25 protein-coding genes are annotated in these 25927 nt (G+C 52.2%); 3 read left to right on the forward strand and 22 right to left on the reverse strand.

Annotated elements, in window-relative coordinates; all coding sequences use genetic code 11:
• Nucleotides 1-115: 115 nt before the first annotated feature.
• On the reverse strand, nucleotides 116-574 hold the full coding sequence (locus NK662_RS00560) for an NUDIX hydrolase (protein ID WP_254756289.1): 459 nt from the start codon (nucleotides 572-574) through the stop codon (nucleotides 116-118).
• 96 nt (nucleotides 575-670) lie between these two features.
• On the opposite strand from NK662_RS00560, the gene NK662_RS00565 reads away from it, so the two are divergent.
• Nucleotides 671-823: a YflJ family protein gene (locus tag NK662_RS00565; protein ID WP_254756291.1), complete on the forward strand. Its 153-nt coding sequence runs from the start codon at nucleotides 671-673 to the stop codon at nucleotides 821-823.
• A gap of 12 nt (nucleotides 824-835) precedes the next feature.
• On the opposite strand, the gene NK662_RS00570 is transcribed toward NK662_RS00565, so the two are convergent.
• The 9 genes from NK662_RS00570 to NK662_RS00610 form a co-directional block, all read right to left on the reverse strand.
• The gene (locus tag NK662_RS00570; protein ID WP_254756293.1) at nucleotides 836-1534 is read right to left on the reverse strand and encodes a DUF421 domain-containing protein; all 699 of its coding nucleotides are present in this window, start codon (nucleotides 1532-1534) and stop codon (nucleotides 836-838) included.
• A 137-nt stretch (nucleotides 1535-1671) separates the two neighbouring features.
• The gene (locus tag NK662_RS00575; protein WP_254756295.1) at nucleotides 1672-2979 is read right to left on the reverse strand and encodes a dihydrolipoamide acetyltransferase family protein; all 1308 of its coding nucleotides are present in this window, start codon (nucleotides 2977-2979) and stop codon (nucleotides 1672-1674) included.
• 14 nt (nucleotides 2980-2993) lie between these two features.
• Nucleotides 2994-3977, reverse strand: coding sequence for a 3-methyl-2-oxobutanoate dehydrogenase subunit beta (gene bfmBAB, locus NK662_RS00580; protein ID WP_254756297.1), 984 nt, complete (start codon nucleotides 3975-3977; stop codon nucleotides 2994-2996).
• Between the two features lie 12 nt (nucleotides 3978-3989).
• Nucleotides 3990-4988 carry a thiamine pyrophosphate-dependent dehydrogenase E1 component subunit alpha gene (locus NK662_RS00585; RefSeq protein WP_254756299.1) on the reverse strand — a complete coding sequence of 333 codons (999 nt, stop codon included), beginning with the start codon at nucleotides 4986-4988 and terminating at the stop codon, nucleotides 3990-3992.
• Between the two features lie 19 nt (nucleotides 4989-5007).
• Nucleotides 5008-6429: a dihydrolipoyl dehydrogenase gene (gene lpdA / locus NK662_RS00590; protein ID WP_254756301.1), complete on the reverse strand. Its 1422-nt coding sequence runs from the start codon at nucleotides 6427-6429 to the stop codon at nucleotides 5008-5010.
• A gap of 4 nt (nucleotides 6430-6433) precedes the next feature.
• Complete coding sequence (gene buk, locus NK662_RS00595) at nucleotides 6434-7534, reverse strand: butyrate kinase (protein WP_254756303.1); 1101 nt, start codon at nucleotides 7532-7534, stop codon at nucleotides 6434-6436.
• Nucleotides 7535-7744: 210 nt separating this feature from the next.
• Nucleotides 7745-8839: a branched-chain amino acid dehydrogenase gene (gene bcd / locus NK662_RS00600; protein WP_254756305.1), complete on the reverse strand. Its 1095-nt coding sequence runs from the start codon at nucleotides 8837-8839 to the stop codon at nucleotides 7745-7747.
• Nucleotides 8840-8867: 28 nt separating this feature from the next.
• Nucleotides 8868-9767: a phosphate butyryltransferase gene (gene yqiS / locus NK662_RS00605; protein WP_254756307.1), complete on the reverse strand. Its 900-nt coding sequence runs from the start codon at nucleotides 9765-9767 to the stop codon at nucleotides 8868-8870.
• 192 nt (nucleotides 9768-9959) lie between these two features.
• Nucleotides 9960-12032: a sigma-54 interaction domain-containing protein gene (locus NK662_RS00610; protein ID WP_254757388.1), complete on the reverse strand. Its 2073-nt coding sequence runs from the start codon at nucleotides 12030-12032 to the stop codon at nucleotides 9960-9962.
• Between the two features lie 128 nt (nucleotides 12033-12160).
• Here NK662_RS00610 and NK662_RS00615 point away from each other — a divergent pair, with 128 nt between their 5' ends.
• On the forward strand, nucleotides 12161-12400 hold the full coding sequence (locus NK662_RS00615) for a DUF2627 domain-containing protein (protein WP_254756309.1): 240 nt from the start codon (nucleotides 12161-12163) through the stop codon (nucleotides 12398-12400).
• A 33-nt stretch (nucleotides 12401-12433) separates the two neighbouring features.
• On the opposite strand, the gene NK662_RS00620 is transcribed toward NK662_RS00615, so the two are convergent.
• On the reverse strand, nucleotides 12434-13174 hold the full coding sequence (locus NK662_RS00620; RefSeq protein ID WP_254756311.1) for a glycerophosphodiester phosphodiesterase: 741 nt from the start codon (nucleotides 13172-13174) through the stop codon (nucleotides 12434-12436).
• A gap of 108 nt (nucleotides 13175-13282) precedes the next feature.
• Between NK662_RS00620 and NK662_RS00625 the strand changes: the two genes are divergently transcribed.
• On the forward strand, nucleotides 13283-13438 hold the full coding sequence (locus NK662_RS00625) for a YycC family protein (protein WP_254756313.1): 156 nt from the start codon (nucleotides 13283-13285) through the stop codon (nucleotides 13436-13438).
• 267 nt (nucleotides 13439-13705) lie between these two features.
• On the opposite strand, the gene spo0A is transcribed toward NK662_RS00625, so the two are convergent.
• The 11 genes from spo0A to nusB all read right to left on the reverse strand — a co-directional run bounded on the left by spo0A (nucleotide 13706) and on the right by nusB (nucleotide 25855).
• Nucleotides 13706-14503, reverse strand: coding sequence for a sporulation transcription factor Spo0A (spo0A, locus tag NK662_RS00630; RefSeq protein ID WP_254756315.1), 798 nt, complete (start codon nucleotides 14501-14503; stop codon nucleotides 13706-13708).
• A gap of 510 nt (nucleotides 14504-15013) precedes the next feature.
• Complete coding sequence (gene spoIVB / locus NK662_RS00635) at nucleotides 15014-16327, reverse strand: SpoIVB peptidase (RefSeq protein ID WP_254756317.1); 1314 nt, start codon at nucleotides 16325-16327, stop codon at nucleotides 15014-15016.
• 101 nt (nucleotides 16328-16428) lie between these two features.
• Entirely contained in the window at nucleotides 16429-18165 is a 1737-nt protein-coding gene (gene recN, locus NK662_RS00640) for a DNA repair protein RecN (RefSeq protein ID WP_254756319.1), read from the reverse strand.
• A gap of 162 nt (nucleotides 18166-18327) precedes the next feature.
• Complete coding sequence (ahrC, locus tag NK662_RS00645) at nucleotides 18328-18777, reverse strand: transcriptional regulator AhrC/ArgR (protein WP_254756321.1); 450 nt, start codon at nucleotides 18775-18777, stop codon at nucleotides 18328-18330.
• 288 nt (nucleotides 18778-19065) lie between these two features.
• Nucleotides 19066-19899 (reverse strand): TlyA family RNA methyltransferase, encoded by an 834-nt coding sequence (locus NK662_RS00650; RefSeq protein ID WP_254756323.1) that lies wholly within the window; start codon nucleotides 19897-19899, stop codon nucleotides 19066-19068.
• Between the two features lie 3 nt (nucleotides 19900-19902).
• Entirely contained in the window at nucleotides 19903-21795 is a 1893-nt protein-coding gene (gene dxs, locus NK662_RS00655) for a 1-deoxy-D-xylulose-5-phosphate synthase (protein ID WP_254756326.1), read from the reverse strand.
• Nucleotides 21796-22096: 301 nt separating this feature from the next.
• Entirely contained in the window at nucleotides 22097-22987 is an 891-nt protein-coding gene (locus tag NK662_RS00660; RefSeq protein WP_368736044.1) for a polyprenyl synthetase family protein, read from the reverse strand.
• Nucleotides 22984-23214 (reverse strand): exodeoxyribonuclease VII small subunit, encoded by a 231-nt coding sequence (locus NK662_RS00665; RefSeq protein WP_254756328.1) that lies wholly within the window; start codon nucleotides 23212-23214, stop codon nucleotides 22984-22986. Before NK662_RS00665 ends, NK662_RS00660 begins: the two co-directional genes overlap by 4 nt.
• Complete coding sequence (gene xseA, locus NK662_RS00670) at nucleotides 23192-24562, reverse strand: exodeoxyribonuclease VII large subunit (RefSeq protein ID WP_254756330.1); 1371 nt, start codon at nucleotides 24560-24562, stop codon at nucleotides 23192-23194. Before xseA ends, NK662_RS00665 begins: the two co-directional genes overlap by 23 nt.
• 15 nt (nucleotides 24563-24577) lie before the next feature.
• Entirely contained in the window at nucleotides 24578-25441 is an 864-nt protein-coding gene (folD, locus tag NK662_RS00675; protein WP_254756332.1) for a bifunctional methylenetetrahydrofolate dehydrogenase/methenyltetrahydrofolate cyclohydrolase FolD, read from the reverse strand.
• 21 nt (nucleotides 25442-25462) lie between these two features.
• The gene (nusB, locus tag NK662_RS00680) at nucleotides 25463-25855 is read right to left on the reverse strand and encodes a transcription antitermination factor NusB (RefSeq protein WP_254756334.1); all 393 of its coding nucleotides are present in this window, start codon (nucleotides 25853-25855) and stop codon (nucleotides 25463-25465) included.
• Nucleotides 25856-25927: the final 72 nt, after the last annotated feature.

A 25927-nucleotide genomic window follows, 5' to 3' on the forward strand; every position in this document is an offset into this window, starting at 1 on the left:
TCCTCTAAAATTATAATAGTATAAATTTTCTAAACCATTATACATTTTTAGTGTATTACAAAATTTTGCTGCCCGCAAATGACAATTCCAAAAAGAGCCGGAGCTCTTCTCTTGGCTATTTTTGCTGCAGCTTTTGATACGCAGTAATCATTTTGCGGTGGGAGCCCACCATGTAGTCCGGCAGCGCGTCAAGCGGAAAGAACTGCAGGGCGGTTCCCTCCAGCCTGTCTGCTGCCATCCTGCCGCTGTAATTCCTTGTATAGTAGGCCGCCGTGACAGATTGAAAGACGTCGCCGTTTGCCAGCTTGGTCACATAGTTTTTGCCGGAAAAGATGCCAATCAGGCGCAGGTCTTCCACTTGAAATCCAGTTTCCTCATACACTTCCCGCTTTGCCGTCTCTTCTGTCGACTCGCCAAACTCCATCAGCCCGCCGGGCAAGCCCCATTTCCCAGCCGGCTCTGTCCGCTGCTGCAGCAAGACACGCTCCTGTTCGTCGAGCAGCACCACAACAGCGCCGACCAGAATGAGAGGATGTGTGCCGACCAGCTGCCTCAGTTCCTCAATATATCCCATGTAAACAACCTTTCTTATTTTCTTTGCTTGTCCAAAGACAAGAGCAAGCTCTTTCTCTCATATATTGTATCATTTCAAAGAAAGGAAGGTGTCTCCATGGCACATATTTATTCCAAAGGCTGGTATATCCAGCAACTGAAGTCCGCCGGCATCTCCAAGCACCAGCAGCGCAAGCTGGAAACCTACAAAACTTATGTTCTTGCCAACCTGTACCGGATTCATGTTGAAGCAAAAAAAGCGGCCCCTTAATGCGGGCCGTTTTCATTCGTATAAGAATACCTGCAGCTCTTCCCGGCTGCTGACCATTCCCAGTAAAATGCTGTGAATCTCCCGGCCCCGCAGCTTCCCATGCAGCCATGCGTCATCCTTTCCCAGCGACAGCAAAGCATCCTGCCGTACTTTCCCCTCCTTAATGACAACAACGGGCAAAGAGAAAGGTCCACTGTTTAAGTGGATATCCCTTCTCGTCGGCTGCTCATACTCCGGATGCAAAAAGAAGGACACCTGTCCGCCCGGTTCCCAGAGGGCGACCGCCACTTCTTGTATATTCTCCACCTGCTGCAGGCGCAGCTCTGAGAGTACATAATCCATCGAGATTCGGGCCCGCCGCAAATTTTTGCGGAGAAACCGGCCATTGCGGATAATCGGCAGCGGAACCGGCTCCAGGAACACCCGCCACCTTTCCCACTTCAGTCCCAACAGCGAACTCAATACGTGCAGCACAACAATAGCTGTGCTTGTCACCATGGCATCCCCCATGCCAAGGTGCGGGTCAGACAGCGGGTTTCCAAGAAGCCCGCCAAGCAGAAGCGCGGTCACAAAGTCCAGAAAATGAAGCTGCGAAATGGAACGCTGCCCAAGCAGCTTTGTAATAAACAGCAGAAAAAGATACCCCACCACGCCCCGCATGACCCAATCCGTCCATTGCAAATGGTCATGGGCACTGGAAAATACATGCATTGTGTCCACTCCTTTGCATTTATTGTCTCCCGGCGGAAATCTCCTATATACGGGATCAATCTCAATATCCCACAGTTTTTCAAGCTTATTTACAAAACAAAAAAGCCGGCCTGATTTCTCAGGCCGGCTGCTCCCCATTAATAGATTGGAGTTGTTTCTTTTGTCGTGTTCTCCAAAATCGCTTTCACCCGTGCAAGGAACTTGCCGCAAATCAGCCCGTCAAGTACACGGTGGTCCAGAGAAAGGCAAAGATTCACCATATCGCGGGCCGCAAACATGCCGCCTTCCATAATGACCGGGCGCTTCACAATGCTTTCCACCTGCAGGATGGCCGCCTGCGGATGATTAATGATGCCCATGGACTGCACGGAGCCGAAGGAGCCTGTGTTGTTCACCGTGAACGTACCGCCCTGCATCTCATCCGCCTTCAGTGACTTCGTCCGCACCTTGTGCGCCAGCTCTGTAATTTCACGGGCAATGCCCTTAATCGTTTTCTCGTCGGCATACTTAATCACCGGCACAAACAATTCTGTTTCGGTTGCCACCGCGATGGACAGGTTAATGTCCTTCTTCTGAATGATCTTATCGCCGGCCCACATGGAGTTCATTTGCGGGAATTCCTTCAGCGCCTGCGCCACCGCCTTCACGAAGAAAGCAAAGAACGTCAGATTGAAGCCTTCACGCTGCTTAAACTCACCCTTGATGCTGTTGCGGTAATTTACAAGGTTTGTAACGTCCACCTCAACCATCATCCACGCATGCGGCGCTTCGTGCTTGCTGCGCAGCATGTTTGCCGCAATGGCTTTGCGGACGCCGGAAACCGGGATTTCAATATCGCCAGGCATGGATGGCACTGAGATTGGCTGGGCCGGTTTGGCTTCTGGAACTGCCGGAGCAGGTGCCGGCACTGCGGCAGGCGCAGGATGAGCGGCCGGTGCCGGTGCTGCAGCTGCTGTGCCCGGCTGCGGAATCTCTCCGGCTTCAATCAGCTTCAGCAAATCCTTGCGCGTGATGCGGCCGCCAAGGCCTGTTCCTTGTACTTGCTCCAGGTCTATGTTGTGTTCTCCGGCAAGACGTAAAACAGCCGGCGAAAAGCGCGCTTTGTTCTCGCGCGTTGGCTGTGGGGCTGCAGGCGCTTGTGCTGCAGCAGGTGTTGGTGTTGGTGCCGCAGCCGGCGCTGCCGCTTTGGCAGCCTCCTCTGCTCCGCCGGTCATCATCGTACAGATGATTGCGCCGACCGGCAGTGTGTCGCCTTCAGCCGCCAGCAATTCGCCTACCACACCTTCAAAGGAAGATGGAATTTCTGCATTGACTTTGTCTGTCATCACTTCAGCCAGCGGGTCATATTTATTGACACGGTCGCCCGGCTTCACAAGCCATCGGCTGATGGTGCCTTCTGTCACGCTTTCGCCGAGCTGCGGCATTTTAATTTGTTCTGTTGCCATGAAACGTTCCCTCCTTAAAATGCAGCAAGCTCACGCATTGCTTTTTCAACTTTATCAGGATTGACCATGAAGAACTTCTCCATCGTCGGCGCATACGGCATGGCCGGCACGTCCGGTCCCGCCAGGCGCTGAATTGGCGCATCAAGCTCAAACAGGCAGTTTTCAGCGATGATTGCGGCCACTTCGCTTATGATGCCGCCCTCCTTGTTATCCTCTGTGACAAGCAGGACTTTGCCGGTCTTGGAAGCTGCCTCAATGATTGCTTCCTTATCCAGCGGATATACGGTACGAAGGTCCAGGATGTGGGCGGAGATGCCGTCCTGTGCCAGACGCTCTGCCGCCTGCAGGGCAAAATGGACGCATAACCCGTAGGTGATCACCGTAATGTCGTCACCCTCGCGCTTGACATCTGCCTTGCCGATCGGCAGCACATAATCTGTTTCCGGCACCTCGCCTTTAATGAGACGGTAGGCGCGCTTATGCTCAAAGAACAGCACCGGATCCTCATCACGGATTGCGGCCTTCAGCAGGCCCTTCGCGTCATAAGGCGTGGAAGGGATGACAATTTTCAAGCCGGGCTGGTTCGCAAATACAGCTTCCACCGACTGGGAATGGTACAGTGCACCGTGGACGCCGCCGCCAAATGGCGCGCGGACTGTCAACGGACACGTCCAGTCATTGTTGGAGCGGTAACGGATTCTTGCCGCTTCGGAAATAATTTGGTTTACAGCCGGCATAATAAAATCAGCAAACTGCATTTCCGCGATGGGGCGCATGCCATACATGGCCGCTCCGATGGCCACCCCGGCAATGGCGGATTCCGCCAACGGCGTATCCATGACACGCTGCTCGCCGAACTGGTCATACAGACCCTGTGTCGCTTTAAATACGCCGCCTTTCCGGCCAACGTCCTCTCCTAAAACAAATACGCGCTTATCCCGTTCCATTTCTTCACGCATTGCCATTGTAATCGCATCAATATAAGACATCACTGCCATGAGAGTTCCCCCTTATTCGCCGTATACGTACTTCAATGCGTCTGCCGGATCCGCATAAGGAGCCTGTTCCGCATAGTCAGTCGCCTCGTTCACGATTTTCATCACATCGTCCAGCATTTGCTGCTGCAGCTCTTCTGTCAGCACGCCTGCTTCCTGGAGGTAAGCCGCAAAGGTCAGGATTGGGTCCTTTTTCTTTGCTTCCTCCACCTCTTCCCGATTCCGGTAAGCACGGTCATCATCGTCACTGGAGTGTGCTGTCAGACGGTAGGAGACAGTTTCCACAAGTGTCGGCCCCTCGCCGCGTCGGCCGCGGTCAGCTGCTTCCTTTACCACACGGTACACCTCAAGCGGATCGTTGCCGTCCACCGTGTAGCCCGGCATACCGTAGCCAATCGCCCGGTCGGACACCTTTTCACAGGCCAGCTGTTTTTCAATCGGTACAGAGATGGCATACTTGTTGTTTTCGCACATGAAAATGACCGGCAGCTTGTGGACACCTGCGAAGTTCGCGCCTTCATGGAAGTCACCCTGGTTGGAGGAACCCTCGCCAAAGGTTACAAATGTAACAAGATCTTTCCCTTCCATCCGGCCGGCCAATGCCACACCAACTGCATGCGGCACTTGCGTGGTTACAGGTGAAGAACCTGTCACGATGCGGTTTCTCTTTTGGCCGAAGTGGCCCGGCATCTGGCGTCCGCCGGAGTTTGGATCTTCAGCCTTCGCGAATGCGGACAGCATGAGATCACGCGCCGTCATGCCGAATGTGAGCACCACACCCATATCGCGGTAATACGGCAGCACATAATCCTGTTCACGGTCCAATGCAAAAGCCGCTCCCACTTGCGCCGCTTCCTGTCCTTGACAGGAAATCACAAACGGTATTTTTCCTGCACGGTTCAACAGCCACATGCGCTCATCGATTTTGCGCGCCAGCAGCATCGTCCGGTACATTTCCAACACTTGCTCATTGCTCAATCCAAGCTCTGTATGACGATTTGTTACTTCAGCCATTGTTTACTCCTCCTCCAACTTACGAGTGCAGCGCTTTGCCATCAACAGCGAGCGCCGCTTCTCCAATTGCTTCCGACAATGATGGATGCGGATGAATCGTTTTGCCGATTTCCCATGGCGTTGCGTCCAGCACGCGTGCCAGAGCTGCCTCGGAAATCATATCCGTGACATGCGGGCCAATCATATGGACACCTAGGATGTCATTTGTCTCTTCATCAGCAACAATTTTGACAAACCCATCCACCTCACCGTGTACAAGCGCTTTGCCGATGGCACGGAACGAAAACTTGCCGATCTTCACTTTGTGCCCTTTTTCCTTTGCTTCCTGCTCCGTGATTCCAACAGCTGCCGCTTCCGGGTGGCTGTACACGCAGCGGGCTACATTCGCATAGTTGATGGGCGACGGCTGCAGGTTTGCCATATGCTCCACTGCCGTAATCCCTTCATGGGAAGCAGCATGGGCCAGTTGCAGACCGCCGATGACATCACCAATTGCATAAATATGAGATTCCTTCGTCTGATAGAAATCGTTTACCTTGATGTATCCCTTTTCCACGATAATATCAGTGTTTTCAAGACCGATATTTTCCACATTGGCACGGCGGCCCACGGATACGAGCATTTTATCAGCGCGGAATTCCTTCTGTTCCCCGTTATGCTCCGCTTTAACCGCCACACCATTGTCACGGACCACTGTTTCCGGCAGCACCTTGGCATTCGTAACAATCTGTACTCCTTTCTTCTTCATGAGACGCTGCATTTCCTTGGAAATCTCGTGATCTTCCAGCGGTAAAATGCGGTCTGCATATTCGAGTACTGTTACTTTCACCCCAAAGTCGGCCATCATAGAGGCCCATTCAATGCCAATGACACCGCCGCCGACAATCAGAATGGAGGCAGGCAGCTCTTCCAGCTGCAGGGCATGGTCAGAAGACATGACATACGTGCCGTCCAGCTCCAGGCCCGGCAGTGTGTTCGGACGGGAACCAGTGGCAATAATAACGTTTTTCGGGATCAGCATTTCGTTCTCGCTGCCATCGTTCATTTCCACAGACACCGTGCCCGGCATCGGCGAGAAAATAGATGGGCCAAGAATACGGCCGTAGCCTTCATAGATATCGATTTTCCCCTGCTTCAGCAGATGCTGCACACCCTTATGCAGCTGTGTGACAATCTTATTCTTCCGCTCTTGCACCTTTGCAAAATCAAGCTCGACCCCGCTCGTTACCACGCCAAACTCAGAGCTCTTCTTCGCAAGCGCGTATACCTCCGCGCTGCGGAGCAAAGCCTTGCTCGGAATACACCCGGCATGCAGACAAGTGCCGCCCATACTCCCCTTTTCCACAATTGCTGTTTTCAGCCCAAGCTGTGACGCGCGGATTGCCGCAACATAACCGCCGGTGCCGCCGCCAATAATTACTACATCATATTCCGTTGCCATATCCTCATCCCCTACTCAGTTGTTGTTCCCGTGCTCTATATTCCTTTGGCGCTTCCTCGCCGCGCAAGACACGCAGCGCACCTTCCGCGAGCGCCTCCAGCTCATTTTCTCCCGGACGCACCATAACATCGGCAATCCAGCCAATGCGGCTTTGCAGTTCACCCACCAAGTACTTGCTGTAAGCGAGGCCCCCTGTCAGGACAATGGCATCCACTTTTCCCTGCAGCACAGCACTGGCCGCGCCAATTTCCTTGGCAATTTGATAGACCATAGCCTGGTAGATGAGGCCCGCTTTTGTATCGCCGGCTGCAATCATTTCCTCCACCTTGCGGGCATCGCTTGTGCCAAGCAGACCAACAAGACCGCCTTTCCCAACCAGCTTTCTCATAACCTCATCCCGGTAATACTCTCCTGAGAAGCACAGCTCGACAAGCTGGCCGGCCGGCACAGTTCCAGCGCGCTCCGGACTGAAAGGACCATCGCCATGCAAGCCATTATTCACATCAATCACCCGGCCGTTCTCATGGACACCTACAGTGATTCCGCCGCCCATATGCGTCACAATCAAGCGAAGCTGTTCGTACGGCCGTTTTAAATCCTTGGCAATCTTGCGCGCAACTGCCTTTTGGTTGAGTGCATGAAAAATGCTTTTCCTTTCCACGCCGGCCATGCCGCTGATACGCGCCACTTCTGTCAGCTCATCCACGACTACCGGATCGACAATAAAGGCTGGAATATTCAGGCCGGACGCAATTTCATGCGCCAGAATGCCCCCCAAATTGGAAGCATGGTGGCCATTGTAGCCCTGGCGCAAATCAGCCAGCATGAGCTCATTCACTGCGTATGTACCTCCCTCAATGGGGCGAAGCAGGCCGCCGCGGCCGCAAACGGCACTCAGCTTGGAAATATTGATGCCGTGGGCGTGCAGCACTTCTAAAATCGTGCGCTTGCGAAATTCGTATTGGTCAATGATGCGCTTATAAGCACCGATTTCTTCCTCATCATGGCGGATCGTCTCTTCCAGAATCGGACGTTCGTCATCAAATACACCGATTTTCGTGGAAGTACTACCCGGGTTAATCACAAGAATGCGAAATTTGGACAAAGCATTTCCCTCCATTTTTAAGAAAAGCGGAACCGGCTTGATCAGCCCTCAGAAGGGGGGGCCGGCCACTAAGAGGCGCTTTTTGCCTCTTATGTGGCTGGGTTCTCCCTGGCAGTGGGCTAGCCGGTGCAGCTGGACATCAAGAAAAGCGCAACCCGCTTTTTTCACTCTATAAGAAGGCGGAGGGAGAATCCCTCCGCCTCTACAGCCTTATCGACGGCTTAAGATATGGTGGCCGTTCTGCAGGAACGTGCTGCGGGAATTCTTCATTTGCCCGATGCGCTCCTCAGCCAGACGGTCTGCTGCCACATACGTCGGAACACCATCACGCTTGGAAATCTCAATGACCTTGGCAATATTGTCATAAATCGCTTCCACCTTCTTCAGGGCGCGCTCGCGATTGTAGCCGTACAGCTCATCAGCGACGTTAATAACACCGCCGGCATTAATCACATAGTCAGGCGCGTAGACGATGCCCATTTCATGAATGATATCGCCATGGCGCGCTTCCTTCAGCTGATTGTTTGCGGCACCGGCAATTACGCGTGCCTTCAGCTGCGGAATCGTTTCGTCGTTCACGCTGGCTCCCAGTGCACATGGCGCATAGATATCGCAAGCTACACTGTAAATATCCTGTGGGTCAACAGCCTTCGCCCCAAATTCCTCGACAGCGCGCTGCACAGATTCCTTGTTGATATCCGTCACAATCAGCTGCGCGCCTTCCGCATGCAGATGCTTGCACAGATTATAGGCCACGTTGCCCACGCCTTGCACAGCCACCACTTTTCCTTCCAGACTGTCTGTTCCAAAGGCTTCCTTCGCTGCCGCCTTCATGCCGCGGTAAACGCCGAAAGCTGTGACTGGGGACGGATTGCCGGAAGAACCGAAGGATGGGGAAATACCCGTTACGTAATCTGTCTCTTCATGGATGATATCCATATCCGCCACTGTTGTACCAACATCCTCCGCCGTGATATAACGGCCATTCAACCCTTGGATGAACCGGCCGAATGCCCGGAACATGGCCTCATTCTTATCCTTGCGCGGATCACCGATGATAACCGTCTTGCCGCCGCCCAGGTTCAGGCCTGCCGCTGCATTTTTATATGTCATCCCGCGGCCGAGCCGGAGTGCATCCTCAATGGCTGCTTCTTCAGACGCATACGTCCACATTCTTGTTCCGCCGAGCGCCGGACCGAGTGTCGTATCATGAATACAAATAATTGCCTTTAAGCCGGACGCTTGATCCTGGCAAAACAGCAGCTGCTCATAATCGTATGTTTCCATGTATTTGAAAATTTCCATTTTGATTTCCCCCTCTTATGTGTGCGTATTACTGTGAAGCAGTTACAACCGCCAATGCCAGCGAATATACCTTCGCTTCAGCAGAATCAGCGCGGGATGTCAGCACGATCGGCGCTGTCGCCCCCGCTACAATTGCCCCTACGCGGGCATGGGCAAAATACACCAATGATTTATATAAAATATTTCCTGCTTCAAGATTCGGGACAAGCAAAATATCAGCGCGGCCCGCCACCTCACCAGTAATGCCCTTATGCTCAGCGGCCAGTCCGGAGATTGCGTTATCAAGCGCAAGCGGCCCGTCTACGAGACAGCCTTGAATCTGGCCGCGGCGGTTCATCTGCGCAAGGAGCGCCGCATCCACGGTGGCCGGCATAGCCGGATTTACCGTCTCCACAGCAGCAATGGGGGCAGCCTTGGGTATTTCAATGCCGATGGCCCGCGCGACTGCAGCTGCATTTTCCAAAATAGCCTTCTTCTGCTCCAAGTCCGGCGCCACATTCATGGCAGCATCGGTGACAAGCAGCAGCCTGTCATAGGACGGCACTTCGAATACAGCTACATGGGACAAGACACTTCCCTTACGCAGCCCGTACTCCTTATTAAGCACCGCCTTTAAAATGGCGGAGGTCGCAATATGCCCTTTCATCAGCACTTCCGCTTCGCCTGCGCGCACCGCTTGAACCGCGCGCACCGCCGCATCCGCATCAAGCGGTGCATCTATAATACGAACGTCCTCCGAATGCAGGAGATCGCATTCCCCTAATAGTTCCCGGATCAAATCTTCCTTGCCGTACAGGCGGAACTTTGCCAGCCCCAGCTCTGCTGCTTGCTTGACAGCATCCAGCACTTCGCGGTCTGCTGCCGCCGCCACTGCCACAGTCCGTTTCGGCTGCCGTGCGGCTTGGTCGATTAATGTCTGCAATTTCATCTTGTCTGCTTCCATCCCTTCTTGTCGTCCCGCCCATTATTAAAGCAAGCAGCGTGCCAATTTCAGCAAAACCCCAAGAAAAATCCCAGAACAGCGGCAATACAGGCTTTTCATTGCCTCTTTTTCTATAACAAAGCAAAGAACACAGCATTCCTTACAATATAACATGCATTTTTCTGCACAGCACGCAATTTATTGCATGCTATTTTTTGCATGTTCGTATTTCTCCAGCTTATAGTATAGATTACGCAAGGAAATGCCAAGTGCTTTTGCTGTTTTCGTCTTGTTTCCGCCATTCTTCTCCAAGGTTTGCAGGATGATTTCTCCTTCAAACTGTGTGACGCGCTCCTCCAAGGAGACTTCTGCGGCTGCTTCGGGCACGGATTCCTGCCGCTGCAACGCCGGTGTATTCCCGGTCAGAACAGGAAGGTGCCGTACATCAATTTGCATTTCATTATAATTCATGAAAATAATGGCACGACCTAAAATGTTTTCCAATTCACGCACATTGCCAGGCCAATGATAGGACTGCAAATACACAGCCGCTTCCGCTGTCAATCCTTCCACGTTTCGGCCATAATCCTGATTGATTTTCTGGATAAGCCGTTCGGCAATTTGCGGAATATCCTCCTTCCGCTCCCGTAACGGCGGAATTACGATAGGGATTTTATTAAGCCGATAGTATAAATCTTCCCGAAATTTGCCGTCGGCAATCGCCTTCTCTAAATTCACATGAGTGGCGGCAATCACACGCACATTAACGGAAATCGGCTTTGTGCTGCCAACCCGGATAATCTCTTTTTCCTGCAGCACCCGCAGCAGCTTCGCCTGCATGCCGGCCGATAGTTCTCCAATCTCATCAAGAAAAATGCTGCCATTATTTGCTTCCTCGAAAAAACCGCGCTTGCCGCCCCGGCGCGCTCCGGAAAAGGCACCCTCCACGTAGCCAAACAATTCGCTTTCAAGCAAAGATTCGGAAATGGATGCACAATTCACCCGGATAAATTTGTTATACTTACGGTTGCTGCCGTTATGAATGGCATGCGCAAACAGCTCTTTCCCTGTTCCGGATTCACCGCGAAGTAAAACTGTTGCCGGCGTATTCGCTCCCAGCTTCGCCTGCTCGATGGCAGCCGTCATCTCTTCCGAGCGGCCGACAATATCGGCAAATGAGTATTTCGCCTCCAGCGTGCGGATAATTTGCCTTGCCCGGTTCAGCTCCTCCGTCAGCTTTTGAATCTCCGACACATCGCGTATGACCCCGACGCTGCCCTTCAGAATGCCATCCACAATGACCGGCGCCACATTCACAACCACATCCCGCTTCCGCTGCCCCACCTTCATATGAATTCCCCGGACGGCACGGCGGGTCCGCAGCACCTGCATATGCATGCTTTCTCCCTCTGCAATATCGGCAGTGGCCGGCTTGCCAAGGACCTCCTCTTCCGACAGACCCGTCAGCTTCGTATAGGCCGGGTTAATCATAATGCCGCGCCCTTTCTCATCCACCACCGAAATAGCTTCCTCAGAAGATTGGATAATGGCCTGCAGCAGCGTTTGAATTTCCTTCAGGTTTGTCACTTCCTCGGCAAGCGTCACGACATCCGTGATGTCCTTGAACACAGCAAATGCGCCCTGCAGTTCCCCCTCTTCACTAATAATCGGAATTCGCGTTGTAATAATCTTCTTGCCATTTTCCAGCTGCAGCTCTTGATGCACCTCCAGCTGCCGCGTCCGCATCACCCGGGGCAGCTTGCTCCCCGGGATTACCTCCAGTATGTATTTTCCGATAACCTCCGCTGCCTTATAACCAGTAATCTTCTCAGCGCTGCGGTTAAACAACACAATCGTGCCCGCTTCATCCGCAACAATCATCCCGTCATGGGCAGAATTGAAAATTAAGTCCCATTGATGAGCCTGCCGCTGCAGCATCGCAACCAGCGTCTCCCGCTCATCCACGAGCCCCGCCAGCAGCTTTGCCAAAGAACCCGGCACAACAAGCGCATGCCCGCCAAAGGCTTGTACAAGCTTCTGATACATGGCAGGGTCGCCCGTCGCATCAAATACAACGGCAAAGGCATCCCGGGTCTCCGTCTCCCAATCCCCTTTGGTACGAATTCCGTAAGATGCCGCCAACGCCAGTCCCGGCGCCCGCTCATTCCGGTCCACCACGAGCACAACCTCCAGCAGCTTGGACTGCAGCAGCAGCTGCAGCAGCGCTGTCCCCCCGGCACCGGCCCCAACAATCATCACCCTTTGCTTCAACATACATCAGCCCCCTTAACCGTGCAGTATTTTTCATGCTTATCATATCCCGTATCTTCTCTCTTGACAAATCCTCGCCCGGTATAAGATGCTGAAGAAAGGAAACTGGTTGAAAGGAAGACATACACATGCGCTATCTCGCCCTATTACTTGCCCTGATTCCCATTTCGGCCGCTGTTGCCGGCATCAAGCTGATGCGCGACACGGTATTTGCAATTCTGCAGCCTCCCATTCCCACCCTGTGGCTGCAATTTTTAATCGGCCTGTTGCTGTTCGGCTTTGGTTTCTACGTATTCGGCGGCTTTGTGCTGTATCGTGACCGTAAGCGCAACAAAGTGCAGGCGCGTTTTCAAAAAAGGCAAAGCTGACAAAAACAGACCCTTAATCCGGGTCTGTTTCTTTTATCTCCCTTTCCGTTGCTCCTCCTGCAGCACTCGTCTGGCCACTTCCGGATAATCCGTGACAATGCCTGTCACCTGCAGCCGCATGAGCTTCCGCATATACTTCTCCTTATTGACAGTGTACGGGCGCACCGCAATGCCATGCGCCAGCGTAAGCTCCACAACAGGGTCAGCAATATAGGCATAGTTTGGATGAATAGCGCCTGCCCCCAGCTTCTGTGCGTACTCCCAGGGCTTATGGGGGCCCCTCTTGTATAAAACAGCCGTTTCTATATCCGGCGCCAGCTCCCGGCATTTTACCATGCTGGCGTGATGAAAGGATGAAAGGACAGCTCTGGGCTCCAGTTCATACTTCCTCAGCAAATGGATGACCGATTCCTCCAGCCCCCGGTATGGGAGCTTGTTATTCTTCAGTTCCACATTTATCAGCAATTGCGTTCCCTGCAGCCACCGCAGCACTTCCTCGAGCGAAGGAATGCTGCAAAAGCCAGTCTTTTTATAAAAGCTGTGGCTGGCATCGAGCCGGGACAGCTCTTCGTATGTATAGCTATTGACCCGCCCGCGTCCGTTGGTGGTCCGGTTCACCGTCTCATCATGAATCACCACCACTGTCCCATCCTTCGAGAGCTGTACGTCCAGTTCAATTCCATCGGCGCCCAGCTGCTCGGCAGCCCGAAAGGAAGGCATTGTATTCTCCGGATATGTCCCCGCCGCTCCGCGGTGCCCAAAAATCTTAACCATGCTTGTTTCCCGCCCCTTCGTGCTATACTGGTAAGAAAGCGATGTGCACACCGCTTCTTGTATGTTCACTTTGCGCTTATTATCTTATGCAAAAAAGGAGGTTTCGTGATGCGCCCCTTACAACTATCGCCTGACACGGCCGTTAAGCTCGCCAAGGCTCTCCATGTGCCGCTGGAGCAGCTTATGCATATGCCGCAGCATATCCTGATTCAAAAGCTGGTGGAGCTGGAGAAGCAAAATGCCGCTGACGAAAAAAAGTCCTGATGCAGGGCTTTTTTCTGTAAAAAGAGCTAGCCCCCCTACTCCAAATGGCTATATCTGCCTGTCACTCAGCGGAAAGCAGCCGCTTCCCGCTGAGTGACAGGCAAACCTTCTTTTTTCATGCCGGGCAAAGCGGCCGGCATAAAAAGCACCGTCTGCACTGGGAAATGGCCGTGGCAGACGGTGCTTATATTCAGTATCTATACGAATGCTGCTGGTTAGGATCCGCACACTTACGCTAACAAAGCGGCACACGTTCTCTCATCAGCTTCAGCTTGCTTTGTGCTCCAGACGCAGCTTGTCAGCCACCATCGCGATGAACTCGGAGTTCGTCGGCTTCGCTTTGGACATGGACACTGTGTAGCCGAACAAGGAGGAGATGGACTCGATATTGCCGCGGCTCCAGGCCACCTCAATTGCATGGCGGATGGCTCTCTCTACACGGCTTGCGGTTGTATTATACTTCTTGGCAATATCCGGGTACAGCACCTTTGTGATGGAGCCCAGCAATTCAATGTCGTTATAGACCATGGAAATGGCTTCGCGCAGGTACATATATCCCTTAATATGGGCCGGCACGCCAATCTCATGAATGATGCTGGTAATGCTGGCATCGAGGTTCTTCGGCTTGCCATCCTGCATGGTTGCAGAACGGAATGTAGGAAGCGGACGCTTCACAAAGGAATTGCTCACCTTGCCGCTCACCTGGCGAATGTGGCTTGTCAGGTTTTCCATATCAAACGGCTTCAGGATGAAATAGGATGCGCCAAGATCTACAGCCTTTTTGGTTACATCCTCCTGGCCGAATGCTGTCAGCATAATGACATTTGGCTGCTTTTGGCGCTCAGAAGCGCGCAGCTTCTCCAGCACCGCCAAGCCATCAAGGTGCGGCATGATAATATCAAGCACCAATACATCCGGGTTCTTCTCACGCAGCAGGTTCAAGCACTCCTGCCCGTTATAGGCCACGCCAACCACTTCCATGTCTTCCTGTGCCGACACATAGCCTTCCAGCATGGATACAAGCTCTTTGTTATCATCAACGAGACAAACCTTGATTTTCTCCATCTTTCTTCCTCCCCCTATTACAAACACATTTTCTCTGCTTATCTAAAGTACAAGCTACTTGAAAGAAGTTTTCGACAATTGTTCGAAATTTCCTTTTGGCAAGTGGCAAATTTATTAAAAAAATCTTGAAAACCTTCCATTTTCTGTAGTTTTCTCAGCTTTTCGCTCTGCTCTTTCGTAATTCGCCAATATTCTTCCTATTACGCTCTTTTTCCTCCGCCATTCTGCATATCCTTACAGCAAGGCGGACGGCGCTCCTCCCCCATTCTACACTAAAACAAACATTGTGAGAAACATTTCTTTTGACAAGAAAGAAGAGCGGAAGCAGCCCGCTTAGCCATCCGAAGGGAGGTTCTCCGGTCTCAAAAACGCTTTTTGCCTTTGTGTGCCGGAGGTTCTCCCTGGCAGATGGCTGGCTGCTGTAGCTGGACATCATCACGAAGAGCGAAGCCGGATCATTCAGCCCTCAGAAGAGGAATTTCTCCGGAAACAAAAAAAAGCAAGCCTGTATCAGCTTGCTTTCTTCTGATGGTCGTAATTTTCATAAATGTTAATGCCGGCTTCATGCAGCATCCACTCAATATGAACACCATATCCTGAGGTGGGGTCGTTAACGAATACATGGGTAACCGCACCGATCAATTTGCCGTCCTGAATAATGGGGCTTCCGCTCATGCCTTGCACGATGCCACCTGTCTTTTTCAGAAGACGTTTATCGGTAATTTTGACAACCATACCTTTGGTAGCCGGGAATTTTTGCGGAATGCTGCTGACGATTTCCACGTCAAACGCTTCTACCTTATCCTCATCAATAACCGTTAAAATTTGCGCTTTTCCTTCCTTTACCTGGTGAGATAAAGCAATAGGAAGAGCCCGGTCCATGATCCCATTTTGAATCGAAGTATGCAGCTTGCCGAAGATGCCGAACGGACTGTTTGTTGTGATATTGCCCAGTATCTCTTTATCAGGGGAAAAACGGGCAAGCTTTTCGCCCGGGTCGCCATTGCTGCCCCGTTGAATGGAAGTTACCGTAGAGCGGACAATTTGCCCATCCTCCACCTGAATCGGCTGCTTCGTATCATTGTCCGAAATGACATGGCCGAGAGCGCCATATTTCATGGATTCTGGATGAACAAAGGTCATGGTGCCAATGCCGGCTGCTGAATCCCGAATGTACAAACCAATGCGGTAAGCAGTATTATCCTTCTCCTGCAGCGGCGTCAGCTTCGTGCGGATGTATTTGGAATTGCGAAGCAGTACAATGTCGAGCGGATCGCCTGTTTTCCCGCTTTGCTGAATGAACGGGGCCACATCGCTCATGCGCTCAATTTCTTGGCCGTTAATTTTCGTGATCATGTCGCCCACCTTAATTCCGGCAATCTCTCCGGGTGACAAGCGCCCTTTCTTCGTCTGGACAAGATGATGCCCCACAACGAGCACGCCCTTTGTATTCAGCTTTACCCCGATGGATTGCCCGCCAGGCAGTACCTTGAAGTCCTTCAATACACGAACGTTAACCTTCTTAACCGGGAATCCCGCCAGCTGCAGCACCATATCTGCCTCTCCGCTTTCATGGGCGGCAACAGCAAGCGGCTGTTCTTTTTCTGTCGCCGCATTTACTGTAAATACAGATGGATTGGTGGAAGTGGCTTGGAAGACAGGAACTGATGATGCTACAAGTGAATGTTGTCCCTCGAAGAGAACAACCTGTTTCGGAATTGTCAAAAAGTCTCTAACAGGCTTGCACAGCCCGATTACAAGCAATGAAACAAGGAGAAATGCACCAAGTATCTTTCGAATTTGCTCAAACTTCAATCCATTCACTCTCCTCGCTCCTAACCCACATTGAGCCAAAGCGGCTTCACCATTTAATCTCTCCTTGTCCGGAGGTGTTTATAACTGGGAGAAAGAAAAAAGCTATCCTTTTACTGGATAGCCTGTGCCGTCTTGATGCTGCGTGCCTGCTGCAGCAATTCGCGCGCATGCTCTGTCGTCAAATCCGTAATTTCCACTCCGGAAATCATCCGGGCAATCTCCACAACCTTTTCCTCTTCATTCAGTACGGTTACCGATGTCAGTGTCCGGTCATTGACAATTTGCTTACGGATAAACAAATGAGTATCCCCCATGGAGGCCACCTGCGGCAGATGGGAGATGCAGAGCACCTGCGAGTTGACAGACACCTTGTAGATCTTCTCTGCAATTGCCTGCGCCACCCGGCCGCTTACACCTGTATCCACCTCATCGAAAATGACAGAAGTGACTCCCTGCTGCTTGGAAAAGATGCTCTTCAGCGCCAGAATGATACGGGACAGCTCTCCCCCGGATGCCACCCTGGAGAGCGGCTTCAGCGGTTCGCCGGGATTTGTGGAGATATAAAACTCCACTGCATCATAGCCGCCGTCTGTCAGCTTGACCGCTTCGCCGTCCACCTCCGGGTCGTCAGCCCCACCTCGCTGCGTGCCGATCATAACTTCAAATCTCGTCTTGTCCATGTACAGTTCCCGCAGCTCCTGATGAATTGCCTCTGTCAAATGATCAGCGAGCCGCCTGCGCATACCGCTCAGCTTTTGCGCTTCCGCCACAGCTCCGGCTTCCGCCTGCTTCAGCTGTTTTCTTGTTTGTTCAATATGTATGTCCTTGTTTTCAATTGTGGAAATTTCCTGTTCAATTTTGCTGGCGTACTCCAAAATTTCTTCAATAGTATTTCCATATTTCCGCTTCAGCATACGAATTTCATTCAATCTTGTTTCAATTTCATCCAGCCGGTTCGGGTCATACTCCATCAAATCGAGCTTCTCCCGCAGCGTATAAGAAACCTCTTCAAGCAAATAATAGCTGTTGGCAATCGTATCATGGGACTCCTTCAAGGAGGCATCCAAATCAGAAATGCTTTCCACTTGATTCATGGCATTGCGCACATGGTCGAGTCCGCCGCTGTCCCCTCCAAGTGAACGGTATGCATCACCAAGCGCCTTGTAGATTTTCTCAAAGTTGGCAATTTTGAGGCGCTCTTCCATGAGATCCTGCTCTTCGCCGGGCTGCAGCTCCGCTTTTTGAATTTCCTCCAGCTGAAATTGGATGAGATCCAGCCGATGCGCCATTTGCTGCTCATTTTGCGTAAACGAACGCAGCTGCTTTTTCAAGCGCTCATATTCCGCAAATTGCTCCTGATACTTGTCCAATTGCTTTAAAATATGCTCTGCATCAAAATGATCCAGCATATGAAGATGACGTTGCTCGTTCATCAAATCCTGCGTCTCATGCTGGCCATGAATATCGACCAGGGTTTTGCCAAGCTCACGCAGAGCGCTCAGCGTAACCAGCTTTCCATTCATGCGGCATACACTTTTTCCGGATGCAGCAATGTCCCGTTTCAGAATTACCATACCATCCGATACATCAATATCCAGCTCCGCCGCCTTCTCGATACAGGCAACGTGATGGTCCTCGAGATAAAATAGCCCCTCAATTTCCGCCTTCTCTGTGCCATATCGGACAAATTCAGCTGATCCACGGCCGCCGACGAGCAGACTGATGGCATCAATAATGATGGATTTCCCGGCTCCGGTTTCCCCGCTGAGCACTGTCAATCCTTTCTGGAAGGAGATATTTAATGATTCAATAATAGCAAAGTTCTTAATCGACAGTTCCGATAACACCGCTTCATTCACCTCGCTAACACCATACCATATTTCCAAGAAAAGCGAAAGCAGCCCGGTTAGCCATCAAAAAGAGAGGGAAAACAGCAAAAAAAGACACTCCTGCCGCAACCCAAGGCGAACGGACGTCATACCTTTACGGGTTGCAGCAAGCAGCGCCTTTTACAGCATATTTAAGAAACGGTCTGAAACGGTTGTGGTATCCTCCACCGTACGGCAAATGATTAAGCACGTATCATCACCGCAAATCGTGCCCAGAATCTCGTCCCAATCCAGATGATCAATCAATGCTCCAATGGAGTTGGCATTGCCGGGCAGTGTCTTCAGCACAATCATATGCCCTGCTGCGTCCATCTTTACAAACGAGTCCACCAAATTGCGCTTGAGCTTCTGCAGCGGATTAAAGCGCTGATCGGCCGGAAGACTGTATTTATATCTTCCATCATGAAGCGGCACCTTGACGAGATGAAGCTCTTTAATATCCCGGGAAACGGTGGCCTGCGTCACATTAAAGCCTTCATTGCGCAGAATATCCACTAGTTCATCTTGCGTCTCAATCTCTTTATTAGCAATAATTTCACGAATTTTAATATGGCGCTGACCTTTATTCATCTTTCTGCACCTCGCACACTCTCTCCGTAATTTTAAAACGCTTACTCTGTTCTTTTATGTTAACTGATAATGTATAACTTGTACATAACTGTTTTCCAGAACAACCTATTTTTTCTGCACAAACTCTACATATGGATAACATATCCATTTATACGGCATACCATTGAAATACCTCTTATTTTTATGCATATTTCAATCTGCATATACGAAAACAACAGATACACAATTGTTATTTGTAACAACTCACTTGCTGTCTTTTTATACACAAGAAAAGAGGAACGACCATGGTCATTCCTCCCCCCCTGCCTGCTTCAGGGCACCATGTGCCTCAGCGACAATCTCTGCCGGGCGCACAGCACTCCGGTCTTCTCCCGGCGCCGCGGCGCCGCTCCAGTTCAGATGAATCAAAAACTCAATATTTCCGTCTCCGCCTGTAATGGGTGAGTACGTCAAGCCGCAGATGTGATAGCCTTCCGCCATGGCGAATGCCATAATATCAGCAATCACGGCTTCATGCACCTTCCGGTCACGGACAATGCCCTTCTTCCCGACCTGCTCCCTGCCCGCTTCAAATTGCGGCTTGATCAGCGCAGCCACATCACCGCCCGGCGCCAAAATAGCCTTTAAAGCCGGCAGGATCAACCGCAGCGAGATAAATGAAACATCAATGCTGGCAAACTGCGGCATTCCCTCTTGAAAATCGGCCGGTGTGGCATGGCGAAAATTTATCCGTTCCATAACCACAACACGCTCATCCTGGCGAAGCTTCCAAGCCAGTTGATTATAGCCGACATCCACGGCATACGACAGCCTCGCTCCGTTCTGCAGGGCGCAATCTGTGAAGCCGCCGGTGGAAGCCCCGATATCCAGCACTATTTTATCCCGCAAATCGAGCTGAAAGACCTGCAGCGCCTTTTCCAGCTTGAAGCCACCGCGGCTGACGTACGGCATAACCTGCCCCTTTACCGTCAGCTGCGTGTCTGCCGGAATCTTTTCCCCCGGCTTATCGAGCCGCATTTCATTTGCGTACACAAGGCCGGCCATAACCGCGCGCTTTGCCTTTTCGCGCGTTTCCACAAGCCCTTGCTCCACAAGCAATACATCAATTCGTTCCTTCTTCATACATTACGCCCTTTTTTCTTTTGTCGGAACCATTGCTTGAATGCGCTCCGCCACATCTTTTGTTGTCATGCCGATTTCTTCAAGCAGCTTGTTCACGCTGCCATGCTCGATGAAGCGGTCCGGAATTCCCATCAGTTCGATTTGGGCGCCCTGGTAGCCCTTTTCATGGGCAAACTCCAGTACACCGCTGCCAAAGCCGCCGGCAAGGCACGCTTCCTCAAGCGTCAAAACCGGAATTTCTCTTCCGAGCAGATTATGCAGATACTTCTCATCCATCGGCTTGATAAAGCGGGCATTGACGACCTGCACGGAGATACCCTGCTGCTCAAGCTGCTCCGCTGCTTCCAAAGCCATCGGAATGGTCGTGCCAAAGGTGAGGATTGCCGCATCTGTACCCTCGCGCAGTGTTTCCCACGTACCAACGGGAATGGCCTTCAGCTCCTGGTCCATCGGCACACCAAGGCCGTTGCCGCGCGGATAGCGAAGGGCAATCGGACCATCATCATAGGTTAATGCCGTATACACCATATGCTGCCCTTCATTCTCATCCTTCGGCATCATGATGACAAGGTTTGGCAGATGGCGCAGGAAGGCGATATCAAACACACCCTGATGTGTTTCGCCGTCTGCTCCGACTAAGCCGGCACGGTCAATGCCAAAGAACACGTTGAGGTTTTGGCGGCACACATCATGCACAACCTGGTCGTAGGCGCGCTGCAGGAAGGTGGAGTAAATGGCCAGGAACGGCTTCATTCCTTGCGTGGCCAATCCTGCTGCCATTGTTGTCGCATGCTGCTCGGCAATCCCTACATCGAACATCCGGTCCGGGAATTCCTTGGCGAAGTTCTCCAGCTTTGAACCGACAGGCATCGCAGGAGTAACCGCTACAATACGGGAATCTGTTTTGGCCATTTTACGGACTGTCTCACTGACAACCTTGCTCCAGGCAGGCGCCGCATCGCCGGATTTTACAAAATCGCCGGATTCAATCTTATAAGGTCCCGTGCCGTGCCATGTGCCAATGACATCGCTCTCAGCAGGCTTATAGCCTTTCCCCTTCTTCGTCAGCACGTGCACGAGCACCGGCCCCTTTGTCTTCTTGGCGTAATGGAGGTTCTCGAGCAGGCTTTCATAATCATGGCCGTCCACCGGTCCAAGGTATGTGAAGCCGAGCTCTTCAAAGAACATGCCGGATACAAACATGTATTTCAGGCTGTCCTTCACGCGTTCCGCCGTAGCTGCAATTTTCCCGCCGACTGCCGGAATCTTTTTCAGCAGGTACTCCAGTTCGTCCTTCACCCAGTTGTACTTGCCTGCGGTGCGCAGGCGCCCAAGCACACTGTGCAAGGCTCCGACGTTCGGCGCGATGGACATTTCGTTATCATTCAGGATGACAATCATGTCGGTCTTCTCATGGCCGATATGGTTCAATGCCTCCAAAGCCATGCCGCCCGTCAGTGCGCCATCGCCAATAATCGGCACGATATACTCATGCGTTTTTTTCAAATCCCGGGCAATCGCCATTCCCATGGCGGCTGACAGAGACGTGGAGCTGTGGCCGGTCTCCCACACATCGTGCTCGCTCTCGCAGCGCTTGGGAAAACCGCACAGGCCTTTGTACTGGCGCAATGTCGCAAAATCCTTTGCCCGCCCCGTCAAAATTTTGTGCACATATGATTGATGTCCGACATCCCATAGAAACTTATCCTGCGGGCTGCTGAACACCTTATGCAAGGCAATCGTAAGCTCCACCACGCCGAGATTCGGCGCGATATGCCCGCCTGTCGCGGACAGCTCTTCTATTAAAAACTTGCGAATGTCTTCGCTCAACCGCTCCAATTCATCCACAGACATATTCTTCAAAAAGCCCGGGTCTTGAATTTGCGTCAGATCCACCAGGATCACTCACTTTCGTTTCATAATCAGTTTCTGTCACTTGCATCATTATAAAGAAGTTTGGCCAAGTAGAGTAGTACTATTGTATCACTTTTTCCGCCAGCTTAGGACTTTTGCCCAATTTGAAAAAAGAGCCGCTAACACAGAGTGATAACGGCCGCAGCTGTTCCCTATCCACTTTTCCCGATGTTCTATAACAGAATGTCTTTGCTTTCTTTATACCATAAAAGCGGGAATGTCTCAACCGAGACGATTCCCGCCATCTTATACTCGTTAAAGGATTGTACAGCCTTTGTACAAATCAGGACTTTCGGTTCGCCACCACATCGCAGATGGCCAGCAAGAATTCATCCTGCAGCCCAAGAGATGCCACTGCTTCCTTTGCCTGTGCGGTGAGCTGCTGCAGAACGGCTTTGGACTCCTCCAGTCCCAGCAGTGAAACATACGTGCTTTTTTCATTGCTGATGTCACTGCCGACCGGCTTGCCGATTTCCTCTTCCGTCCCCTCCACATCCAGAATATCATCACGGATTTGGAAGGCCAAGCCGAGATTGCGGGCGAATATCAACAGCTTCTCCGTCTGCTCGTCCGAGGCTTCCGCCAGAATGGCTCCCGCCAGCACGGCAAACTCCAGCAGGCGGCCTGTTTTCCGCACATGGACAGCCTCCAGCTCTGCAAGGGAAAGCTGCCTCCGTTCCCCTTCCATATCAGCAACCTGCCCGGCAACCATGCCCTCCGGACCGGCCGCCTTGGCCAATTCGGACAGCAAGCGCAGCTTCATCCGCGCTGTTACAAGCGGATGGGCATCCTCTGCAATCACTTGAAATGCATAAGTCAGCAGGCCATCACCGGCCAAAATAGCCATTGCTTCGCCGAATACCTTATGATTGGTCGGCTTGCCCCGGCGCAAGTCATCATTATCCATGCTCGGCAGGTCATCATGGATCAGCGAATATGTATGAATCATCTCCAGTGCGCACGCCGTCGCCAGCCCAGCCGCCTGCTCCCGGCCAAACGCATGCAGCGTCGCAAATAACAGAAGCGGGCGAATGCGCTTACCGCCTGCCTCCAGAGAATATATCATGGCTTCCTTCAGAGTATCAGGCGCCTGAAGACGAGAGGCATACGCAACTGTCTCTTGATCCATGCGTTGCTTGCTTTCCTGCAAAAATTCCTTAAACAGTGTGCTCACGCCTCGTCCCCTCCGACTGAGAACGGACGCAGCTCTCCGTTTTCCCCCAGGATGACTGTCATTTGCTGCTCTGCATTTTTCAGCTTCTCATCGCACAGCTTGGACAGCTGCATGCCCTCCTGAAAATACGAAATGGCTTCCTCAAGCGGCACATCGCCCTGCTCCAGCTTCAGCACAAGCTGTTCAAGCTGATTGATGGCTTCCTCAAAGCTTATCTGTTTTTCCATCCGTCAGTTCACCCTCCTCTATTCCCCTGACTGTACAAGACAACCGGCCGTCCTGCAGCCTGACTGTCAGTTCTTCTCCCGGCTTTGCCTGCGTGACACTCTTCATCACTTCATTTTGCCCGTTATAGGCAACGCTGTAGCCACGCAGCATCACCCGCATCGGGCTCAGCGCCTCCAGCTTTTCTCCGATTCTGGCAAAGGAGCCCCGCTTCAGCTGCAAGACTCCCTGCATTTCCCGGTACAACCGTTTTTGCAGCATGCTGCGAAGCGCCCGGGCGCCTGCGATTTTCTGTGCCGGATGGTGCTTTTGCACCCCAAGCAGCAGCTGGCGGACATGCGTCTGCTTGCGCTCCAAATAGCGCCCCTTTGCCTGCAGCAATCGGTCCAGCACACGGTCCAGCTCCTCTTCCTTCTGTGCATACAGCTGCTTCGGATAACGAAATGCATAGGACTTTTGCAGCGTTTGCAGCTTTTCCTTCTTCCCGGACAGCTGCTTTTGCATGGCACGCTGCAGCCGAAGAGTCCGCTGCAGCACGCGCTCCTCAAGCTCCGCCATGCTTGGCACGGCCAATTCTGCCGCCGCTGTCGGCGTTGCGGCACGTACATCGGCCACAAAATCAGCAATGGTCGTATCTGTTTCGTGCCCCACCGCAGAAATGACCGGAATGCGGCTGTTGAAAATGGCCCGGGCTACAATCTCTTCATTAAAAGCCCACAGCTCTTCAATGGAGCCGCCGCCGCGCCCGACAATCAGCACATCAATGCCGCCGAGTTCGTTTGCCCGGCGAATCCCCTCTGCCACGGAAGCCGGGGCCTGCCCGCCTTGCACCAGAACTGGGAACACGACGATGTTGACAGCCGGGTGACGACGTTTGATGGTTGTGATGACATCCCGGATGGCTGCGCCTGTGGGGGATGTCACCACCCCGACCGTATGCGGGTAGGAAGGCAGCTGCTGCTTGCAGGCAGGCGAAAACAACCCTTCCTGCTGCAGCCGTCCCTTCAGCTGCTCAAACGCCAAGTACAAGCTGCCGATGCCGTCCGGCTGCATGTCATTCACATACAGCTGATAGTTGCCTCCTGCTTCGTAAATGGCCACCTGGCCGCGCACGAGCACCTTCATGCCTTCCGCCGGACGAAACGGAAGCGAGCGGTTTTGGGCCGCGAACATGACAGAAGCGATACGGGCATTCTCGTCCTTTAACGTGAAGTACATATGGCCGCGGCTGTGCAGCTTGTAGTTGGAGATTTCCCCCTTCAGCCACACATCCTGCAGGTGCGGGTCGCGTTCCATACGCGCCTTTAAATACTTGGTCAGCGCCGTTACCGTCAAATATGATTTTTCCATATATGCCTCCTGCGGTTACCTGGTGCAGGCTACTTTTGTACGCTCCGCCGATGCCACTGTATTGTGCAGCAGCATCGTGATTGTCATCGGGCCGACACCGCCCGGAACAGGCGTGATGTAGCTGGCGACCTTTTGTACTTGTTCAAAGTCCACATCACCGCACAGCTTGCCGGTGTCAAGGCGGTTTACGCCGACATCAATCACAGCTGCTCCCTCCTTCACATACTCAGCCGTAATCAGCTTCGGACGGCCCACTGCGACAACAAGAATGTCAGCAAGCCTTGTCAGGCTTGCCATATTTTGCGTTTTGGAATGGCAGTATGTAACTGTGGCATCCTCTTGCAGGAAGAGCTGGCCGACCGGCTTGCCGACGATATTGCTGCGGCCGATAATCACCACATGCTTGCCGGCAATCGGGATGTTCTTTTCCTTCACCAGTTCTATAATGCCATGCGGTGTGCACGGAAGGAAAGTTTCCTGCCCCGTCATCATCCGGCCGATGCTGACGGGATGGAAGCCGTCCACATCCTTCTCCGGGGAAATGCGTTCAATAACCGCATCTTCTTCAATATGCTTTGGCAGCGGCAGCTGCACGAGGATACCGTGAATATGCGCCGCCTCATTCAAGCGGTCAATCTCCTGCAGCAGGCGCTCCTGGGTAATCGTATCGGGAAACTCAATCAATTCTGAATGTATGCCTGTTTCTTCACAGCCGCGTTGCTTTCCTTTCACGTAAGAACGCGATGCCGGATCATCGCCCACCAAAATAACAGCGAGCCCCGGAACGATGCCTTGCTCACGCAATAGCGTCGTTTGCTCCTTCAACTGCTGGCGCTTTTTCTTTGCGACTTCCATTCCTTGAATCAGTTCTGCCGTCATTTCCGATTCCCCCTTGGTTTTTTACATCGTTTCTTTTATTTTTGATAACACACCGTTCACAAAGCGGCGTGATTCATCATCCCCATACACCTTCGAAACTTCAATGGCCTCGTTAATGGATACACTTGGAGGAATATCCCCCATGAACTTCATCTCGTATGCCGCAATGCGCAAAATGTTGCGGTCCACTGTGCTGACACGGTCCAGCTTCCAATTTTCAAGATACTGGCTGATCATTTGGTCCAGCTCGTCCCGATGCTCAACACATCCCTGCACAAGCGCTTCAAGAAATTCGTTGCTTTCTTCCCCTTCCTCGAGCGTGTTCGCAATCAGCGTCTGTACATCTGTCTCGCCGGCAATATCCATTTGATAGAGTGCCTGCATAGCCTTTTCTCTTGCAGTTCTGCGTTTCATCCTTCATTCTCCTTTGTGCGTCTATATCCACTATAATTTGTTATCCGGTTGTCATTTATCCGATTGATAATA

The organism is Ectobacillus ponti (genome assembly GCF_024294785.1).
In the GTDB taxonomy this organism is placed as follows: Bacteria; Bacillota; Bacilli; order Bacillales; family Bacillaceae_G; genus Ectobacillus; species Ectobacillus ponti.

What these genes read in the sequence shown, in the direction of transcription:
- NK662_RS00560 (WP_254756289.1), bottom strand. Translation starts at nt 574, where the DNA reads ATGGGATATATTGAGGAACTGAGGCAGCTGGTCGGCACACATCCTCTC.
- NK662_RS00565 (WP_254756291.1), top strand. Translation starts at nt 671, where the DNA reads ATGGCACATATTTATTCCAAAGGCTGGTATATCCAGCAACTGAAGTCC.
- NK662_RS00570 (WP_254756293.1), bottom strand. Translation starts at nt 1,534, where the DNA reads ATGCATGTATTTTCCAGTGCCCATGACCATTTGCAATGGACGGATTGG.
- NK662_RS00575 (WP_254756295.1), bottom strand. Translation starts at nt 2,979, where the DNA reads ATGGCAACAGAACAAATTAAAATGCCGCAGCTCGGCGAAAGCGTGACA.
- bfmBAB (WP_254756297.1), bottom strand. Translation starts at nt 3,977, where the DNA reads ATGGCAGTGATGTCTTATATTGATGCGATTACAATGGCAATGCGTGAA.
- NK662_RS00585 (WP_254756299.1), bottom strand. Translation starts at nt 4,988, where the DNA reads ATGGCTGAAGTAACAAATCGTCATACAGAGCTTGGATTGAGCAATGAG.
- lpdA (WP_254756301.1), bottom strand. Translation starts at nt 6,429, where the DNA reads ATGGCAACGGAATATGATGTAGTAATTATTGGCGGCGGCACCGGCGGT.
- bcd (WP_254756305.1), bottom strand. Translation starts at nt 8,839, where the DNA reads ATGGAAATTTTCAAATACATGGAAACATACGATTATGAGCAGCTGCTG.
- yqiS (WP_254756307.1), bottom strand. Translation starts at nt 9,767, where the DNA reads ATGAAATTGCAGACATTAATCGACCAAGCCGCACGGCAGCCGAAACGG.
- NK662_RS00615 (WP_254756309.1), top strand. Translation starts at nt 12,161, where the DNA reads ATGCGCTATCTCGCCCTATTACTTGCCCTGATTCCCATTTCGGCCGCT.
- NK662_RS00620 (WP_254756311.1), bottom strand. Translation starts at nt 13,174, where the DNA reads ATGGTTAAGATTTTTGGGCACCGCGGAGCGGCGGGGACATATCCGGAG.
- NK662_RS00625 (WP_254756313.1), top strand. Translation starts at nt 13,283, where the DNA reads ATGCGCCCCTTACAACTATCGCCTGACACGGCCGTTAAGCTCGCCAAG.
- spo0A (WP_254756315.1), bottom strand. Translation starts at nt 14,503, where the DNA reads ATGGAGAAAATCAAGGTTTGTCTCGTTGATGATAACAAAGAGCTTGTA.
- ahrC (WP_254756321.1), bottom strand. Translation starts at nt 18,777, where the DNA reads ATGAATAAAGGTCAGCGCCATATTAAAATTCGTGAAATTATTGCTAAT.
- NK662_RS00650 (WP_254756323.1), bottom strand. Translation starts at nt 19,899, where the DNA reads ATGAAGAAGGAACGAATTGATGTATTGCTTGTGGAGCAAGGGCTTGTG.
- NK662_RS00665 (WP_254756328.1), bottom strand. Translation starts at nt 23,214, where the DNA reads ATGGAAAAACAGATAAGCTTTGAGGAAGCCATCAATCAGCTTGAACAG.
- xseA (WP_254756330.1), bottom strand. Translation starts at nt 24,562, where the DNA reads ATGGAAAAATCATATTTGACGGTAACGGCGCTGACCAAGTATTTAAAG.
- folD (WP_254756332.1), bottom strand. Translation starts at nt 25,441, where the DNA reads ATGACGGCAGAACTGATTCAAGGAATGGAAGTCGCAAAGAAAAAGCGC.
- nusB (WP_254756334.1), bottom strand. Translation starts at nt 25,855, where the DNA reads ATGAAACGCAGAACTGCAAGAGAAAAGGCTATGCAGGCACTCTATCAA.